The organism is Sinobaca sp. SA16-1 (assembly GCF_059510515.1).
Genome location: NZ_JCAKFL010000003.1, coordinates 263,767 through 280,985 on the forward strand (window position 1 = coordinate 263,767; position 17,219 = coordinate 280,985).

Annotated in this window: 18 protein-coding genes; 15 read left to right on the forward strand and 3 right to left on the reverse strand. The window is 44.7% G+C overall.

The genetic code is table 11. The features are described 5' to 3' along the window. The first annotated feature begins 3 nt into the window (after positions 1-3). The 4 genes from queC to queF are packed head-to-tail and all read left to right on the forward strand — an operon-like array spanning position 4 to position 2,353. Positions 4-672 (forward strand): 7-cyano-7-deazaguanine synthase QueC, encoded by a 669-nt coding sequence (gene queC / locus AC5W2J_RS09275; RefSeq protein ID WP_496059188.1) that lies wholly within the window; start codon positions 4-6, stop codon positions 670-672. Then, positions 672-1,115, forward strand: a complete 444-nt coding sequence (locus tag AC5W2J_RS09280) for a 6-pyruvoyl trahydropterin synthase family protein (protein ID WP_496059189.1) — start codon at positions 672-674, stop codon at positions 1,113-1,115. Before queC ends, AC5W2J_RS09280 begins: the two co-directional genes overlap by 1 nt. Then, positions 1,112-1,831: a 7-carboxy-7-deazaguanine synthase QueE gene (gene queE / locus AC5W2J_RS09285; protein ID WP_496059190.1), complete on the forward strand. Its 720-nt coding sequence runs from the start codon at positions 1,112-1,114 to the stop codon at positions 1,829-1,831. The genes AC5W2J_RS09280 and queE overlap by 4 nt, the downstream gene beginning before the upstream one ends. A 45-nt stretch (positions 1,832-1,876) precedes the next feature. Further along, entirely contained in the window at positions 1,877-2,353 is a 477-nt protein-coding gene (gene queF / locus AC5W2J_RS09290; protein WP_496059653.1) for a preQ(1) synthase, read from the forward strand. 35 nt (positions 2,354-2,388) lie between these two features. On the opposite strand, the gene AC5W2J_RS09295 is transcribed toward queF, so the two are convergent. The 3 genes from AC5W2J_RS09295 to AC5W2J_RS09305 all read right to left on the reverse strand — a co-directional run bounded on the left by AC5W2J_RS09295 (position 2,389) and on the right by AC5W2J_RS09305 (position 3,742). After that, positions 2,389-2,799 (reverse strand): hypothetical protein, encoded by a 411-nt coding sequence (locus AC5W2J_RS09295; protein ID WP_496059191.1) that lies wholly within the window; start codon positions 2,797-2,799, stop codon positions 2,389-2,391. After that, complete coding sequence (locus AC5W2J_RS09300; RefSeq protein ID WP_496059192.1) at positions 2,796-3,248, reverse strand: DUF948 domain-containing protein; 453 nt, start codon at positions 3,246-3,248, stop codon at positions 2,796-2,798. Before AC5W2J_RS09300 ends, AC5W2J_RS09295 begins: the two co-directional genes overlap by 4 nt. Positions 3,249-3,448: 200 nt before the next feature. After that, positions 3,449-3,742, reverse strand: coding sequence for a 4a-hydroxytetrahydrobiopterin dehydratase (locus AC5W2J_RS09305; protein WP_496059193.1), 294 nt, complete (start codon positions 3,740-3,742; stop codon positions 3,449-3,451). A 227-nt stretch (positions 3,743-3,969) separates the two neighbouring features. Here AC5W2J_RS09305 and accC point away from each other — a divergent pair, with 227 nt between their 5' ends. From accC to AC5W2J_RS09360, 11 genes are all read left to right on the forward strand, one after another. After that, positions 3,970-5,319: an acetyl-CoA carboxylase biotin carboxylase subunit gene (gene accC, locus AC5W2J_RS09310; RefSeq protein WP_496059194.1), complete on the forward strand. Its 1,350-nt coding sequence runs from the start codon at positions 3,970-3,972 to the stop codon at positions 5,317-5,319. Positions 5,320-5,359: 40 nt separating this feature from the next. Further along, a complete protein-coding gene (locus AC5W2J_RS09315) occupies positions 5,360-5,989 on the forward strand; it encodes a TetR/AcrR family transcriptional regulator (RefSeq protein WP_496059195.1) in 630 nt (209 codons plus the stop codon). Between the two features lie 13 nt (positions 5,990-6,002). Then, complete coding sequence (accB, locus tag AC5W2J_RS09320; protein ID WP_496059196.1) at positions 6,003-6,521, forward strand: acetyl-CoA carboxylase biotin carboxyl carrier protein; 519 nt, start codon at positions 6,003-6,005, stop codon at positions 6,519-6,521. 82 nt (positions 6,522-6,603) lie between these two features. Then, complete coding sequence (locus AC5W2J_RS09325) at positions 6,604-8,151, forward strand: acyl-CoA carboxylase subunit beta (RefSeq protein ID WP_496059197.1); 1,548 nt, start codon at positions 6,604-6,606, stop codon at positions 8,149-8,151. A gap of 17 nt (positions 8,152-8,168) precedes the next feature. Further along, positions 8,169-10,205, forward strand: a complete 2,037-nt coding sequence (locus AC5W2J_RS09330; RefSeq protein ID WP_496059198.1) for a methylmalonyl-CoA mutase family protein — start codon at positions 8,169-8,171, stop codon at positions 10,203-10,205. Next, positions 10,195-12,345, forward strand: coding sequence for a methylmalonyl-CoA mutase (gene scpA / locus AC5W2J_RS09335; RefSeq protein WP_496059199.1), 2,151 nt, complete (start codon positions 10,195-10,197; stop codon positions 12,343-12,345). The genes AC5W2J_RS09330 and scpA overlap by 11 nt, the downstream gene beginning before the upstream one ends. A gap of 13 nt (positions 12,346-12,358) precedes the next feature. Next, positions 12,359-13,372: a methylmalonyl Co-A mutase-associated GTPase MeaB gene (gene meaB, locus AC5W2J_RS09340; protein ID WP_496059200.1), complete on the forward strand. Its 1,014-nt coding sequence runs from the start codon at positions 12,359-12,361 to the stop codon at positions 13,370-13,372. A 110-nt stretch (positions 13,373-13,482) separates the two neighbouring features. After that, positions 13,483-14,538 (forward strand): EAL domain-containing protein, encoded by a 1,056-nt coding sequence (locus tag AC5W2J_RS09345; RefSeq protein WP_496059201.1) that lies wholly within the window; start codon positions 13,483-13,485, stop codon positions 14,536-14,538. Between the two features lie 14 nt (positions 14,539-14,552). Further along, a complete protein-coding gene (locus AC5W2J_RS09350) occupies positions 14,553-15,161 on the forward strand; it encodes an NAD(P)H-dependent oxidoreductase (RefSeq protein WP_496059202.1) in 609 nt (202 codons plus the stop codon). Beyond that, complete coding sequence (locus tag AC5W2J_RS09355; RefSeq protein ID WP_496059203.1) at positions 15,161-16,054, forward strand: fumarylacetoacetate hydrolase family protein; 894 nt, start codon at positions 15,161-15,163, stop codon at positions 16,052-16,054. The genes AC5W2J_RS09350 and AC5W2J_RS09355 overlap by 1 nt, the downstream gene beginning before the upstream one ends. 84 nt (positions 16,055-16,138) lie before the next feature. After that, complete coding sequence (locus AC5W2J_RS09360; RefSeq protein WP_496059204.1) at positions 16,139-17,182, forward strand: LacI family DNA-binding transcriptional regulator; 1,044 nt, start codon at positions 16,139-16,141, stop codon at positions 17,180-17,182. Positions 17,183-17,219 lie beyond the last annotated feature (37 nt).

Consider the following 17,219-nt stretch of genomic DNA (forward strand, 5'->3'; position numbering starts at 1 on the left):
ACATTGAGTTTAAAAAATGAAAGTGCCGTTATCGTTTTCAGCGGCGGACAGGACAGCACGACCTGCCTTTTTTGGGCTCTTGAACAATTCAAAGAAGTGATTGCGGTTACGTTTGATTATGGCCAACGTCACTCTGAGGAGCTGAAAGCAGCTTCTGACATTGCAGATGACTTGAATATTGAACATCATATACTTGATATGACATTATTGAATCAGCTTGCTCCCAATGCACTTACGAGAGACTCTATAGAAGTGAAGGCAGGAGAAGACGGAGAGCTTCCATCTACTTTTGTAGAGGGCAGAAACCTGCTCTTCTTTTCCTTTGCAGCTATTGTCGCCTCTCAAAAGGGAGCCAAACATATAGTGACCGGCGTATGTGAAACGGATTACAGCGGGTATCCAGACTGCCGGGACGCATTTGTAAAATCGTTAAATGTCTCTTTGAATTTAGGTATAGGTAAAGACTTTGTCATCCATACACCGCTTATGTGGCTGGACAAAAAAGAAACCTGGAAGCTTGCAGATGATCTGGGGCAGTTAAATTATGTGCGTGATAACACACTGACGTGTTATCATGGCATACGTGGACAAGGGTGTGGAGAATGCCCTGCCTGTAAACTTCGGCGAGCAGGACTCGACCAATATAGGAGAGAAAAGGAACGGGAGTTATAATGCTTCATCAATTTTATCCTCAGGTACCGCATGAGTACCGATATGAACTGAATAAAGACATGCATCTGGCCGCTGCTCATTTTATTCCAAGTGAAGCTGCTGGGAAGTGTCAGGATATACATGGGCATACCTACGTAATAAACATTACCGTTGCTGGAGATCAACTAGACAGCAGCGGATTTTTGATTGATTTCAAAATACTGAAATCGTTAATTCACCGTCCGTTTGACCATACGCTGTTAAACGATCATGAATTATTCTCTGATAAAGAAGACAGCTGGTCATTTCCGACAACAGAAGTAATCGCCGGCCGGTTTTGGAAGCTTATTCAAACAGAACTGAACCAGCTTCCCAACCAGCCTAAATGTATCCAGCTTCTCGTTAGAGAAACGCCAACGAGCTACGTCGTATTCCGGCCGAAGAAAGAAGATTTCGTTATATGAAAAAGATACCGGTTTTGGAAATATTCGGCCCGACTATACAGGGAGAAGGCATGGTTATCGGTCAGAAAACGATGTTTGTCCGCACAGGCGGGTGCGATTACAGATGCAGCTGGTGCGATTCTGCGTTTACATGGGATGGCTCGCAGAAGGCGGAAGCCATGGATGCTGCATTGATTGTAGATAAGCTTTATGAAAAGGGATCGAATCTTTTTACCCATGTAACAATTTCCGGGGGAAATCCCGCGATTCATCCAGGGATTCAATCCCTGGTGGAAGAACTACAGAAAAAAAACATGCAGACAGCAGTGGAAACTCAGGGGAGCATATGGGCAGAATGGATGATGGCTATCGATGAAGTGACGATATCACCAAAGCCGCCCAGTTCTTTAATGAAAACAGACTGGGAGAAGCTGGATTATTATATACACCGGCTTCAGGAAAGAACAAACCAAACATTCAGCTTAAAAATTGTTATATTCAATGAAGACGATTTGAGCTATGCGGATGAAGTGCACACACGTTATCCGGACGCTCCTATGTTTTTGCAGGTGGGTAACGATGACCTGGAAGAAAAAGAACCTGACATGCTGAGAGATCATCTGCTGGGACGATACGAGTGGCTGATTAATCAGACGATGGGTGATGCGAGATGGAATAATGTTAAAGTACTTCCACAGCTGCATACTCTACTATGGGGAAATAAACAAGGCGTATAGGCCATTAGATAAGGAGAGGTTATTTTGTCTGAACGAAAGACAGGAATGGATGATTTAACATTATTGGGAAACCAGCAGCAGGAGGGACAGCAGTTTGAATACGATCCTGCTCTGCTGGAAACGTTTGAGAATAATCATCCCGGCAGAGATTACTTCGTGAAATTTAACTGCCCGGAATTCACCACTCTCTGTCCAATGACCGGGCAGCCCGACTTTGCAACGCTTTATATCAGCTATATACCTGATATTAAAATGGTGGAAAGCAAATCGCTGAAGCTTTATTTGTTCAGCTATCGAAACCACGGCGGATTTCACGAAGATGCAATAAACACGATAGTGAATGACTTAGTAGAACTCATGGATCCCCGTTATTTAGAAATCTGGGGTAAATTCACTCCACGCGGCGGCATTTCCATTGATCCTTACGTAAACTACGGAAAAAAAGGCACAAAGTTTGAAGATATGGCATATCATCGATTAATGAATCATGACATGAATCCGGAAACAATTACGAATAGATAACAAAAAGCATCTGCCGTAGTGGCAGATGCTTTTGTTTAGATGTGCTCAGCATACACTTTATTTTGAGCGTCGCGGTTGGCTACCTTTTCTGCGTCTTCTTTCAACCCGTTCATTTCACCGCGGATTAACTCGTAGCGGATTTGTCCGGATTGATAAAATTTGTCGCGTTTGGCCTGCTTTTTCGCCTGCTTTGCTGCTTTTTTGTTTTGAACTTCCAGCTTCTTTTGTTCTTTTTTCTGCTGTAATTCCTCAAGCTTCTCTGTTTTTGCTTCCTGGAAGCTTGTTTTTTTCTGCTGTGCTTTTTCTACGGTTTGAGCACGGAACTCTTTGCCCTGAACAGGGGCTGTTAAAAGAGTTAAAGCAAAAGATAAAAGAAAACCAACGCTCAGGCCGGTTACGAAAGTAGGTTCGTCAGAACGATTTTCTTTTACTCCGGCACTGGTCATACAGAAGCATTCCCTTGGTGGCTGCCTTCTTTAAGCGCTTTACGCTTTTGGAAAAGGTAATAACCTAATGCAGCAGCTCCATAAATGCCTCCCAGATCCTTCTGCTTCGTTGTTTCGTTTCCTTCAGTCGTGTTTTTCTTCATAGAAGCTGTAACATCTACGAGAGAGGAAGAAACTTTTCTTGTAGCTTCACCGGCATCTCCAATGATGTAGAAAAGAGGGCTTAATGCTCCCATTTTTTCGTTCAAGTCATCAATGGTGGTATTGCTGCTGTTGAGAATGCTTTCCGTATTTTTCATAACATCGTCAAGCTGTGATGGAAGTTTCTCCACGGTTTTATCGACATTGCTCAGTACGCTTGTCAAATTGCGCAAAACGATAATGAGAAAAATAACTAAAATAGCAAAAGCGATACCAAACACTAATACTCCAATTCCTATTAAATCCATGCCTTTGACCTCCCAAATAGTAATTATAACCATCATAGCCTTTCTTAAAGAAAAAAGAATAAGCTATTATGTATACCTTTATACGTACCCCTGCGAGTCCGGCTTTAAACTAAAAGAACAGGCACCAGATGAATAAATACTGTTTTTTAATAAGGACAGCAGGCAGTATGCAGTAAAGGTATAGTGTATTGTATCACACCTTACGATGACTGTTGATCAAAGATTTTGTTATACGCTTCGGCTGAATCTACGTCTTTCATAGTGATCCCGCCGGCGTCATGGGTGGAAAGACGTATCGATATATTTGTATAATTAATGATTATCTCCGGATGGTGCTGCACGCTCTCGGCATGTTCAGCAAGTTGATCAACAAAGCGGATCCCGGATAAAAAATCATCAAACTGATAACGCTGTTCCAGTGTTTTAGCATCTTTACGTTCCCAGCCTTGAAGGGCCTGCAGTTGAGTTTCGATTTCTTCGTTATTCAATGTCATTATTTACTCCTCTCTAAAAATGTTATAGGACCCAATATATAGACGTGTATTACTAGAGATATTTCCTAAACTGCTTACATATAAACCTCATGGAAAAACCGTATAAAAAAAACCTTGTAGATAGAGAGCGGATTCATTAAAATAAGAGAAGAGGGAATATATTTAATTGGGGGAGACGGACCAGTCGGTCTAATATATAAAGATAGTAATGAGAGGAGTGGTTTGGATTGTTTAAACGGATTTTAGTTGCAAACAGAGGAGAAATAGCGGTTCGTGTTATTCGTGCCTGCAAAGAAATGGGCATTGAAACGGTAGCAATCTTTTCAGAAGCCGACCGTGAAGCCCTGCATGTCATGATGGCAGACGAGGCTTATTGTGTTGGTCCTTACTCATCAGCCGAGAGCTATTTGAAAAAGACAAATATTATCTCAGCTGCATTAATGACGGGAGCAGAAGCTATTCATCCCGGTTATGGATTTCTTGCAGAAAATGCGGAATTTGCTGAAATCTGCAAAGACCACGATATTACTTTTATCGGCCCATCATCAGAAGCAATTAATAAAATGGGGGCAAAATCCAGCGCCAGGGAAACGATGAAAGCTGCAGGAGTTCCTATTGTACCTGGAACGGAAGGGCTTATTGAAGATGAAAAGAAAGCGTTGAAGGTTGCAAATGAGATCGGTTACCCGGTTATCGTAAAAGCTTCAGCCGGCGGCGGCGGCAAAGGAATGAGAGTAGCTGGAAGTGAAGAAGAACTCGCTAAAGCTATCAGCATGGCTAAACAGGAGGCCCAGACTTCCTTTGGCGATGCCAGTGTCTACTTAGAGAAATATATAGAAGAACCGCGTCACGTGGAAATTCAGGTAATGGCTGACAGCAAAGGAGCTGCTGTGCACTTTGGAGAAAGGGACTGCTCGATTCAAAGGCGCCACCAAAAATTGGTGGAAGAAGCTCCCTCTCCTGCTCTTGACCAGAAAACACGTAAGCAGATGGGTGACGCAGCCGTAAAAGCGGCAAAAGCCGTTGACTACTGCGGAGCCGGAACGGTTGAATTTTTACTGGACAAACATAAAAATTTCTATTTTATGGAAATGAATACGAGAATCCAGGTCGAGCACCCTGTAACAGAAGAAGTAACAAATACAGATTTAATTAAAGAACAGATTTCTGTAGCATTTGGAAACCCGCTTTCTATGAAACAGCGTGATATTAAAGTGGAGGGATGGGCCATCGAATGCCGGATCAATGCGGAAAATCCGATGAAAAAATTCATGCCTTCTCCAGGACGGATTGAAACATATCTGCCACCGGGTGGTTTCGGCGTCAGGGTGGACAGTGCTGTATATCCAGGCTATACCATCACCCCCCATTATGATTCGATGGTAGCCAAAGTGATCGTGCGTGGAAAAACGCGGGAGGAAGCCATAGCGAGAATGAAGCGGGCTTTATCAGAATTTGTAGTGGAAGGCGTGTATACGACGATTCCATTCCATATAAGACTTTTAAATCATCCAGCTTTTGAGGATGGGGATTTTAACACAGGGTTTTTGGAACAGTACAACATAATGGAGGATTAGGTTCATCTGCCGTCCTTCTAGAAAGAGCAGGTGAGTTAACTTGCCTTCAAGATCAACGAAGCAGCGCATAACAGACTCTGCATTAAAGCTGTTTGAAGAATTCGGCTTTCATGCAGTAACCGTTGACACGATAGTTAAAGACAGCAGTACGTCTAAAGGAGGCTTTTATCATAATTTCCGTTCCAAGGATGAACTGCTCTACACAATTCATGATTCATTTATAACTTATGTGATAGATAAAGCTGTAGAAGCCCATGACGTGAATGAAACACCTGCTGAAAAACTATACGAAACGGTCCGTTCGTTTGTGAAAATGTTTGAAGTATACCGTCCTCATGTCACCGTGTTTTATCAGGAAAGTGTGTATTTATCCCCGGAATTTTATGAGAATATCAAAAAGAAACGTAAAAAGTACAAAGATCTTATGTTTAAAGTAGTACAGGAAGGTAAAGAAGCAGGCGAATTCCGTGAAGAGCTGCCGGTTCCAATTACATCCATGGCGATATTTGGAATGATCAACTGGACGTATAAATGGTATAAGGCGGAAGGGGAATATTCCATTCAGGAAATAGCCGATATTTACGCCGATTTAATTATGCATTCCGTTCTTACTGAAGAAGCCAGGCAGAATCCGGATTATCAATATTTTTTTTATCGGCCATCTAATTAAAGGAGTGAACAGCATGTATAAAGTAAACGAAATCAAAGAACTTATTAGAGCATTGGACAACTCTTCTCTGGAAGAACTTGAAATAAGAGGAGAAAATAAAACAAAACTGTTACTAAAAAAGACGGCCTCTGCCGTATCCGCCCCTTCTAGACAAAGGCAGGGAGAAGAGCCGGCAGGAAACAGAGAAGAACAGGTACCAGCACCGGCCTCCGAGCAGCCGCAGGAAACAGCCAAAGAGCCGGCAGCGGCACAAAAAGAAACAGAAACTAAAACAGAAGCAGATACAAGCCACCTAGGCAAAATTACTTCTCCTATGGTAGGAACATTTTACAGCGCTCCATCTCCGGAAGAAGGTCCGTACGTTAAAGAAGGAGACAGCGTGAAAAAAGATTCTATCGTCTGTATAGTGGAAGCAATGAAGCTGATGAACGAACTCGAAGCCGAAATTGACGGCGAGATTGTAGAAATTCTTGTTGAAAATGGAGAACTGGTGGAATACGGCCAGCCGCTTTTCCTCGTTAAAGAAGCATAATAAATGAAGAGAAGAGTCTCCCCGGAATCGGGAGATTTCTTTTTTACAAATGAATGTAAGCGTTTTAAAAGGAGATGATTAAATGAGCCGGGATATGATTGATTATATTGATGAAATGGAAAAAAGACGAGAAAAAGTAAAAATGGGGGGCGGGGCAGCCCGAATGGAAGCCCAGCACGACCGCGGCAAAGGTACAGCCAGAGAAAGAATAGACATGCTCGTGGATGATGGAAGCTTTGTGGAGCTGAATCCTTTTATTGAAGGAAGTGTAGGGGACGGCGACCTGGAAGCCCCCGGAGAAGGCGTAGTGACCGGCTACGCAAAAATTGAAGGGAAACAGATTTTTCTTTTTTCCCAGGATTTCACCGTATATGGAGGAGCACTTGGAGAAATGCATGCGTTAAAAATCGCCAAAGTGATGGATCTTGCTGCAGAAAACGGTTCTCCTATTATTGGACTGAATGATTCCGGCGGGGCACGCATTCAAGAAGGTGTTCTTTCCCTCGATGGATACGGCCATGTGTTCTATCGTAATTCGATTTATTCAGGTGTTGTTCCGCAGATTTCCGTGATTCTTGGGCCTTGTGCCGGTGGCGCCGTATATTCACCGGCTATTACAGATTTTGTATTTATGGTGGAAAAAACGAGCCAGATGTTTATTACCGGCCCGAAAGTAATTGAAAGCGTGACCGGTGCAACGATTAATTCGGAAGAACTCGGCGGCGCAAAAGTGCACGCTAAAAAGAGTGGAAACGCCCATTTTACGGCGCCGACGGAAGAGGAAGTGCTGAGTCGGGTCAGGGAGCTGGTTCGTTACCTTCCTTCCAGCTATAAGGAAAAAGCGCCTATATTGGCACCGACAAAGAAAAAAGAAGGCCGCATTGATGAAATGCTTGATATTGTCCCTGTAGAAACAACCAAAGTGTACGATGTGCGAAACGTAGTCAGAAGTATATTGGATGAAGAAGAGTTCTTAGAAGTACAGGAAGATTTTGCAAAAAATATGGTCATTGGATTTGGGAGAATTAAAGGAGAAAGCATTGGCATCGTTGCAAACAATCCTAAAATGATGGCAGGCGGCCTGGATATTGATTCTTCCGACAAGTGCTCACGTTTTATTCGTTTCTGCGATTGTTTCAATATACCGATTGTGACGCTGGAAGACGTCAGCGGGTTTATTCCCGGCATTCAGCAGGAGCACGGCGGAATTATCCGCCACGGGGCGAAAATTCTATATGCCTACTCCGAAGCGACGGTGCCAAAAATTACGATTATTTTACGAAAAGCATTCGGTGGTGCCTATGTCGCACTGAACAGCAAAGCGATCGGCGCGGATCTTGTTTTTTCCTGGCCCAATGCAGAAATTGCAGTTATGGGGCCGGAAGGTGCCGCCAATATTATTTTTTCAAAGGAAATAAAAGAAAGCAGCAGTCCGGATGAAACAAGAAAACAAAAGATTGAAGAGTACCGTAATCGTTTCGCCAATCCATATATTGCTGCAAGCAATGGAATGATTGACGACGTCATAGATCCAAGAGATACAAGAACCGTTTTAGCAGAATCCCTTGAAATGCTGCGCCGAAAACAGCAGCAGAAACCAGCCAAAAAGCATGGCAATATTCCCCTATAAAAAAGGAGGACTGCACGATGGCCGAGAATGAAGACAGCCGGCAGGTACTGAATGATATCTGCCTTTTTCCAGTCCCGTCGCTGGAAGAATGGGAAGAGGCAGTAAAAAAAACACTCAAAGGAAAAACAGCCGCGGAATTAATCCATCAATCCGAAGAAGGCATAGAGATTAAGCCGCTTTACACAAATGCTGACCGGCCGGAAGCTGCCAAAAACAATATGCGTTCAGGTGCTTTTCCTTATACAAGAGGTAATAGAGCGTTTCAGAATCAGCAGAAACCGTGGAAAATTATCCAACAGACATTTGAAAGGCTGCCGGAGAAAGTAAATATGGAAATAAAAGAAGGGATGCTTAAAGGGCAGGACGGGTCTGAAATCCGTATAAATACAGATTTTCAAAAACAGAACAGTGCTGTTTCGGCAACTGGCGTGTGCGTGTTTTCTAAAAAGGATGCTGCAAAAGTGCTGGAAGGCATTCATGTAGGAGAATATTCGATTTCCCTTCATGCAGAAGGTCCGGTGTGGCCCTTCTTTTCCATCTGGATTCAGGCGTTGCAGCAGAAGGAAGGCTGGAAGCAGTTTGATGGAAGTATTACGGTGGATCCTCTCTCTGAACTGGCTGAAACCGGAAAGCTGAGTACGTCTTTAGATACCGCTGTTGATCAAATTGTGGAAGTAATAAAATGGCAGGAGCAGGAGAAGCTGGATTTCCCTGTGCTGCGTGTTTCAAGCGAAGCCTGGCACAATAATGGAGCAGACATGGCCCAGGAGCTGGCTGCTATGACAGCATCCGGCGTCTACTATATAAATGAAGCCCTTCAGCGTGGTGTAAGTCTGCAGCGGGCTCTTCGCTCTCTTGTGTTTCATATGCCGGCAGGCGGAAGGTACTTTTCGGAGATGGCTAAGCTGCGTGCAGCACGGTTGTTATGGGCTAATGCTGCAAAAGCATTCGGTGCCTCGGATGAAGAATGCCGGATGGAGCTGAGAGGCTCTACATCACAGCGCACGAAAACAATCTATGATCCGTTTAATAATATGCTCAGAGGATCGATTGAAGGATTTGCCGCCGCCGCCGGGGGCGTAGATGTGCTTCATATTGCTCCTTTTGATGAAGTTATCCAAAAGCCGTCTTCTTTTGCGAAGCGTATTGCCAGGAACACACAGATTATTCTGCAGGAAGAAGCCCATATTGGAAAAACAATGGATGCGCCGGGCGGCTCCTTTTATGTAGAGGCGTTAACAGGAGAGCTGGCGGAAAAAGCCTGGTCACTTTTTCAGGAAATAGAAAAAGAGGGCGGTATGGCATCTGCGCTGGCATCCGGTGTGATCCAAAAGCAGGCAGCAGCAAGCAGAGAAATGCGGCTGAAACAGATAGAAGAACGAAAAAAAGGAATCATTGGTGTTAATATGTATCCTAATGAAAAAGAAAAGCCTGTATCTCCAGGATTTGATGATAAGAAGGAAATAAGCGAATACACCAATCCGCAAAAGCGCACTTCAGACAGGAAGACAGGAGCGGCCACATTTATAGAAGTGCTGCAGCTGGCTGATGAAGGATATTCTCTTAGGGAGATGTCCGACGGCACACAGAAAGACTTCACGCAGGTGGATTCCATGCCGTTAATACGTGATGCGGAACGGTTTGAACAGTTACGGATGACAATAGAGGCAGCCGCTGCTGAGAGAGAAGGTCTGTCCCTCCTCGTACTTGGAATCGGCTCTCTGGCTTCCTGCAAACCACGAATGGATTTTGCAGCCGGATTTCTGAGAACGGGCGGATATACCATTGTCAGTGAGCAGGCAGACACGATAGAAAAAGCGGAGCAGGCAGCGAAAAAATACAGCCTGCCTGTCGTTTTATGCGGATCAGATGAGCAGTACCAGCTGCTTGAAGAACAACAGCTGAAAGCGATAAAAAAGAATGCCGGTACACTAATGCTTGCAGGGGAAGACAGCCGGGAAATAATAGATCTCTGCCTGAACAGAAAGAAAAATGTGTATCAAAGCCTGGTGTGGCTCCGGGAAAAAATGGGAGGGAAAGCGTATGCCGACTAAACCGGATTTTTCAAAAATACAGTTGAGCACGTCTTCTTCAACAGGAAAGGCGAACGAGAAGCAGAAAACAACCGGTTTTTCCACCGTAGAAGGGATTGACGTTCGACCCGCTTATTCCAGAGACGATATAAAAGATCTTTCTCATATTAACTATTTATCTGGCATCACTCCATTTTTACGAGGCCCTTATCCCGCCATGTACATTACGAGGCCCTGGACAATCAGGCAGTATGCAGGCTATTCCACAGCGGAGGAGTCCAATGCTTTTTACCGGAAAAATCTAGAAGCCGGACAGAAAGGGCTTTCCGTCGCTTTTGATCTGGCCACCCACCGCGGCTATGATTCCGATCATCCCCGGGTGGAAGAAGACGTCGGAAAAGCCGGAGTCGCGATTGATTCTATTTTGGATATGAAAATATTATTTGACGGTATTCCCCTTGATAAAATGTCTGTCTCCATGACGATGAACGGGGCTGTTCTTCCGACGCTCGCTTTTTATATTGTAGCAGCAGAAGAGCAGGGAGTTAGCAGAGAAAAGCTGACGGGTACGATTCAAAACGATATATTAAAAGAATACATGGTCCGCAACACGTATATTTATCCGCCGGACATGTCCATGAAAATTATAGCGGATATTTTTTCTTACACGTCTGAACATATGCCTAAGTTTAACAGTATCTCCATCTCCGGCTACCATATGCAGGAAGCCGGAGCGACAGCCGATCTGGAGCTTGGTTATACGCTCGCCGACGGTCTGGAATACCTGCGCACGGGCCTTGGGGCCGGCATGAGTATTGATGAATTTGCGCCGCGCTTATCTTTTTTCTGGGCCGTTGGCATGAATCACTACATGGAAATAGCAAAAATGAGAGCCGCCAGGGTGCTGTGGGCGAGAATTCTTAAGCCGTTTGCTCCAGAGAATGAAAAGTCATCCGCCCTCCGCACTCATTCGCAGACATCGGGATGGAGCCTGACAGAGCAGGACCCGTACAATAATGTAGCCAGAACAAGTATGGAAGCACTGGCGGCTGCCATGGGCGGCACCCAGTCTCTTCACACGAATGCGCTGGACGAAGCTATTGCCCTGCCTACAGATTTTTCGGCAAGAATCGCGAGAAATACCCAGCTTTATCTACAGGAAGAGACAGAAATTACAGATGTGGTGGATCCGTGGGGAGGCTCCTATTACGTAGAGACATTAACAGCCGAGCTGATCAGCAAAGCCTGGGCCCACATTCAGGAAGTAGAAGAAGCAGGCGGCATGACTAAAGCCATTGAAGCCGGACTTCCTAAAATAAGAATTGAAGAAGCCGCTGCAAAAAGGCAGGCCCACATCGATTCCGGACGGGAAACGATTGTAGGGATCAATAAATACAAACCGGAGGAAGAAGAGCCGCTTGAAATTAGAGACATTGATAATACGACGGTCCGGCAGTCCCAGCTGCAGCGTTTGGAAAAGCTGAAAGCAGAAAGGGACGGCAAAGCAGTTGAAACCGCACTGCAGGCGTTAACAGAAGCCGCCCGTTCCGGTGAAGGCAATCTGCTTGAAAAAGCCGTGGATGCTGCCAGAGTCCGGGCAAGCCTCGGCGAAATATCCTCTGCCCTGGAGGAAGTGGCCGGCCGGCATCAGGCGGTGATCCGATCGATCAGCGGTGTGTACAGTGCTGAGTTCGGGGAAGGAGAAATCGTGGACGACGTTAGAAAACTAACCGATGCATTTGCCGATGAAGAAGGACGCCGGCCGCGGATTATGATTGCAAAAATGGGACAGGACGGACATGATAGGGGAGCAAAAGTTATTTCGACAGCATTTGCAGACCTCGGTTTTGATGTGGATATAGGACCGTTGTTCCAAACCCCGGAAGAAGCCGTGCAGCAGGCCATCGAAAATGATGTCCACGTACTTGGCATGAGCTCTCTTGCCGGAGGGCATAAAACGATTCTGCCGAAAGTTATGAAGGAATTGAAAAAAGAAGGAAGAGAAGATATTGTCGTCATTGTCGGAGGCGTGATCCCCTCCCAGGATTACAATAGTTTGAAAGAGGCAGGCGCTGCAGCCGTATTTGGACCGGGAACGGTCATTCCGGCGGCAGCTAAACAAGTAGTAGAAGAAGTACAGTCCAGGCTTCGGGAAGCTTAGTCCGAAAGGAAGGATGAGGATGGGAAGCACGCGAAAAAAGAAATTAACACCTGCCGAGCATGTGGAAGGAGTCAGGCAGGGACGCCGGGCTTCTATTGCACAAACGATTACGCTGATTGAAAGCAGCGCAGCAAAGCACTTTGAAGATGCTCAGGAGGTCCTTGAACAACTAATGCCGTACACTGGAAAATCAATTCGAATTGGGATTACCGGAGTGCCGGGAGCGGGAAAAAGTACGTTGATTGAAGCATTGGGCATGCAGCTGTGTGAAAGTGGATTTAAAGTGGCGGTGCTTGCAGTTGACCCATCCTCAAGTGTGAACAGAGGCAGTATTCTTGGAGACAAAACGAGGATGGGGGAACTCTCGAAACACCCGGATGCCTATGTCCGTCCCTCTCCAACAGGAGGAAACCTGGGTGGAGTGGCTAAGAAAACACGGGAAACGATGCTTGTATGTGAAGCCGCCGGATATGATGTCATTATTATCGAAACAGTCGGTGTCGGACAAAGCGAACTGACGGTTCGTTCGCTTGTAGACTTTTTTATGGTGTTAATGCTTACTGGAGGCGGAGATGAACTGCAGGGTATAAAAAAAGGCTTAATGGAAATAGCAGATGCCGTTTTCATTAATAAAGCCGACGGGCAGAACAAGCAGCCGGCCGAATTAGCTAAGTCGGAGTATAACCGCCTGCTCCATTTTCTGCAGCCGGCTTCCCCGGGATGGGAGACCAAAGCCTATACCGTATCGGCTTTAACTGGAGAAGGACTGGATCACATCTGGTCTGTTATCCAGTCCTTCGAACGCACAATGAAGGACAATGGCCATTTTGACCGGCGCCGCAGGGAGCAGGTATCGGAGTGGATGGAACGATTAATGATCGATGAATTAACATCTTCATTTTATCAAAGCGAGCAGCTGCAGACGCACTTTGCCGAAAGTAAAAAGTTAGTCCAGGATGGAGAAAAGCCATTGCGGAAAGCGATTCAGGAATTGATGGAAGAATATAGGGAGTTACAACAAAAATAGAATATATTCAGACCTAAAGTGCTGGTTCTTTAGGTTTGTTTATTCATTTTTTTCGAAGTATAATGGGAAATGAGTCATATAATTTAAACAGATAGATAGGAGGAGTCGCAATGGCAGGATGTTCAAATTGCAGTATGGTCCCTTCTCTGGAAGACAATGGCACCTTTTTGTTTACCGCAGCAGATACCGGCGGCACCACCTTACTTGTTAAACATTTAAACGATAGAGACGTCGGAATAGAGCAGGAAAACGGGATTATTCACGCCCCGTTTCGCAGTTTGGAAGAGGCTGTTCGAATTGTCGGCAACCTGGAAGCGGATTTACTGGACAGCGGTACTTCAGCAAAAGGGACCTGGAAGAATGAAGCCTCGGTGTTTGGCCACATGCTGGAGCTTTCGGTGCTTAAAGAAAGAATATCAAATCCTTTGTATTTTCAAATTATTAACGAAGGATTATTTACACATCATATGCAGCCAATTATCAATTTACATAGCTCGGAAGTGATGGGCCATGAATTTTTAATGAGACCCAAGAGCAGCGGACACTTTTTTTATCCTGGAGAGCTGTTTGAATATGCACAAAAAGCAGATCTTCAGTCTATGCTGGACAGTCAGGCCAGAATGTCTTCTATTGCACACAGCTCCCTCCATTTAAGTCAGGGAACGAAACGATTTATTAATTTTCTTCCATCTTCTATTTATGATCCCAACCACTGCTTGAAATCAACATTTAAAATAGTAAAAGAGCATGGGGTAGATCCGGCCGATCTTATTTTTGAAGTAGTGGAAACAGAGGAAATAGCGGACGTTGCCCATCTGCAGAACATTTTTAAAACGTATCAGCAGTATGGAGTGAACGTAGCGCTTGATGACCTTGGTTCAGGGTTTGCTACAGTAGAAATGCTGGAACAATTACAGCCTGACTTCGGCAAAGTAGACCGCAGTCTGATTTCTTATTGCGATCAAAGCACAGAAAAACAGGAAAAACTTAAACATATGCTGAAAAAAGCAGACTTGCATAACATAAAAATGCTGGCAGAAGGTATTGAAAGAAAAGAAGAACTCGAGGTGGTAAAACAGCTTGGTTTTCATCTGGCCCAAGGCTATTATATTGGAAAGCCTTCCGATTATCCAATGGGTAAATCATTCATAACAGCAGGAAAATAGAAAGGAAGGATATTGTGGCTTCCATTCTTATTTGGTATTTTCATCCGGACACAGACAGCTACAACGGCTCTATTTTAACCCGGATAAAAGAGGAATTGATTGAAGCCGGTCATAACGTAGATATACGTATGCCGGAAAAAGAGCTGACTGTTTTTTCTCTTTCCAAAAAAGAGTATAACGCTTCTGTGGAGGGGGTTTACTCCAAAGATGTCCAAAAAGAACATCAGTATATAAAAAATGCAGACGGCATTATTACGCTCTTCCCGTTGTGGTGGGGCAGCTTTCCGGCGGTTGGCAAAGGATACCTGGACAGGGTGCTTTCTTATAAATTTGCATATGAGGTGGAAGAAGAAAAGCCCGTTCCATTAATGGATGCAAAGCCGATTACGTTTATTTATACGACCGGCACACCGGAAGAGGAATTCCGGCAGTCTGGTTTGAAAAAGATAACAGAAGACAATTGGCAGGAGCATATTCTGTCATTCTGCGGATTCAGGAGCGTTCCATTTTGTCATCTGGGTAATGTAATAGATTGTTCCGAACAGGACAGGGAAAAGAAACGAAGCCGTGCCTCCGCCCACGTGGAACAATTTGCGGCAGATATAACGAGGAGGACAGAGTAATGAAGCTGGTATCCTACAGAGAAAACGAAGTGACTGCACTGGGAATAGTGATCGAAGAAAGTATAGTCTCGTTGGACGAAATAAAAACACGGGCCGGTCTGGATATACCATCTACTATGGAAGAAGCCATAGAGTGGAAGCAAAGCCGCTTCGGTGAATTAAAGCACTTGGAAAAATGGGCATATGATAATCAGGGCCTGCTTCTTATGACGCCTGTCGAATCTGCCGCTGTTCTTCCACCTATTTATCCAAAAAGAAATATTATGTGCGTGGGAAAAAATTATGCTGAGCATGCAGTGGAAATGGGGAGCAAAGCAGACATACCGGAGCACCCGATTATTTTTACAAAGCCTCCCACTGCCATTATCGGGACAAACGAGACAATCGAAGCGGATGAACAAGTCACGAAAGAGCTCGATTATGAAGGGGAAATTGCTGTTATTATTGGTAAAAAGGGAAAGAAAATCCCAAAGGACCAGGCACTGGACCATGTATTCGGCTTTACCCTTCTAAACGATGTAACCGCAAGGGATGTTCAGGCCCGTCATAAACAATTCTACTTAGGAAAAAGCATGGACACCTTCTGTCCGCTCGGGCCGTTTGTTCTTCTCGACAAAGATTGGGAAACGTTTTATCCTGTTCTTCGGACTTATGTAAATGGAGAACTGCGCCAGGAGTCTTCCATGGATAAAATGATTTTCTCCGTCAAAGAATTAATCTCCACGCTTTCAGCAGGAATGACGCTTTACCCGGGAGATATTATTGCAACGGGAACGCCATCAGGAGTAGGAAAAGGGTTTAAACCTCCTAAATTCCTCCAGAATGGGGATGAGGTCGCTATTTCAGCCGAGGAACTGGGAAGTCTGCATAACAAAGTTACCATTTACTCATAATAGGGTATAAGAATAGACGGCGACGAAAGACAAAGTGTACCTGCTTTGTCTTTTTGCGTTTACATTTTACAAAAGGAGAAAATAATGGGAGTAACAATAAAAGACGTTGCGGAAAAAGCAGGGGTAGCGCCGTCAACTGTATCAAGAGTATTATCGAGCCATCCGAGTATCAGTGAGAAAACAAAAGAGAGGGTACGCAGGGCCATGACAGAAATGGGTTACGTTCCTAATCTTCATGCGAGGCGTCTGGCAGGACGAAAAACGAATACGATTGGGATTGTTATGCCCAACGACGCAGGATCTTCCTTTCAGAACTTGTTTTTTCCGGAGATTTTAAAGGGCATAAGTACATATGCTTCCGAAAAAGGAGAAGGCCTCTATATAACAACGAGCCAGACAGAAGAGGAAAAGCTGTTAGAGGTCAGAAAAATGGTAGAAAATCGAATGGTTGATGGAGTAATTGTTCTGTATTCTTTAAAAGAAGACAAGGTGCGGAGTTATCTGGAAACAATGAAGTTTCCCTATACTGTTATCGGCAGCCCGGCTCCTTTCCCGGAAGCCTCTTTTGTGAATAATGACAACGTACAGGCCGGCCGGGAAGCTGCTTCCCACTTGTGCAGGCTTGGCCATGAGCGCATTGCGTTTATTGGCGGCAGAGAAGACTATGAGGTGACGTCAGATCATGAAAAGGGATATATATCCGCTCTGCGGGAAGCCGGCCTTCCGGTAGAAAAGAGCCTTATTTTTAAAAATGCCGGCAAAACAGATGGTGGCAGAAAAGCTGCCCGGGAACTGATTAATTTACAGATGGCGCCCACAGCTGTTGTAGCTGCAGATGACATGATGGCACTGGAAATTATTCATTATCTTCATGAGCAGGGTGTTTCCGTACCGGAGCAGATGTCTGTTATCAGCTTTAATAATGTTGTTATTGCCTCGTTAGCCTCCCCGCCGTTAACGACAATAGATATTCAAATTTCCGAGCTGGGCAGGCAGGCGGCTAAAGCAATATGTTTCGGTATGGAACATACGGATAAGCCGGCTTACCAAAAAGTTGTCAGCCACAAGCTCGTTACAAGAAAGTCCTGTGCTGCTTTAAAGAAAGCAGAAAGGCGGACAGAACGGTAAAAAAATTATGCTATAATAAAGTAATGAAAATCTGAGA

What these genes read in the sequence shown, in the direction of transcription:
- AC5W2J_RS09280 (WP_496059189.1), top strand. Translation starts at nt 672, where the DNA reads ATGCTTCATCAATTTTATCCTCAGGTACCGCATGAGTACCGATATGAA.
- queE (WP_496059190.1), top strand. Translation starts at nt 1,112, where the DNA reads ATGAAAAAGATACCGGTTTTGGAAATATTCGGCCCGACTATACAGGGA.
- queF (WP_496059653.1), top strand. Translation starts at nt 1,877, where the DNA reads ATGGATGATTTAACATTATTGGGAAACCAGCAGCAGGAGGGACAGCAG.
- AC5W2J_RS09295 (WP_496059191.1), bottom strand. Translation starts at nt 2,799, where the DNA reads ATGACCAGTGCCGGAGTAAAAGAAAATCGTTCTGACGAACCTACTTTC.
- AC5W2J_RS09300 (WP_496059192.1), bottom strand. Translation starts at nt 3,248, where the DNA reads ATGGATTTAATAGGAATTGGAGTATTAGTGTTTGGTATCGCTTTTGCT.
- AC5W2J_RS09305 (WP_496059193.1), bottom strand. Translation starts at nt 3,742, where the DNA reads ATGACATTGAATAACGAAGAAATCGAAACTCAACTGCAGGCCCTTCAA.
- accB (WP_496059196.1), top strand. Translation starts at nt 6,003, where the DNA reads ATGTATAAAGTAAACGAAATCAAAGAACTTATTAGAGCATTGGACAAC.
- AC5W2J_RS09325 (WP_496059197.1), top strand. Translation starts at nt 6,604, where the DNA reads ATGAGCCGGGATATGATTGATTATATTGATGAAATGGAAAAAAGACGA.
- AC5W2J_RS09330 (WP_496059198.1), top strand. Translation starts at nt 8,169, where the DNA reads ATGGCCGAGAATGAAGACAGCCGGCAGGTACTGAATGATATCTGCCTT.
- scpA (WP_496059199.1), top strand. Translation starts at nt 10,195, where the DNA reads ATGCCGACTAAACCGGATTTTTCAAAAATACAGTTGAGCACGTCTTCT.
- meaB (WP_496059200.1), top strand. Translation starts at nt 12,359, where the DNA reads ATGAGGATGGGAAGCACGCGAAAAAAGAAATTAACACCTGCCGAGCAT.
- AC5W2J_RS09345 (WP_496059201.1), top strand. Translation starts at nt 13,483, where the DNA reads ATGGCAGGATGTTCAAATTGCAGTATGGTCCCTTCTCTGGAAGACAAT.
- AC5W2J_RS09355 (WP_496059203.1), top strand. Translation starts at nt 15,161, where the DNA reads ATGAAGCTGGTATCCTACAGAGAAAACGAAGTGACTGCACTGGGAATA.
- AC5W2J_RS09360 (WP_496059204.1), top strand. Translation starts at nt 16,139, where the DNA reads ATGGGAGTAACAATAAAAGACGTTGCGGAAAAAGCAGGGGTAGCGCCG.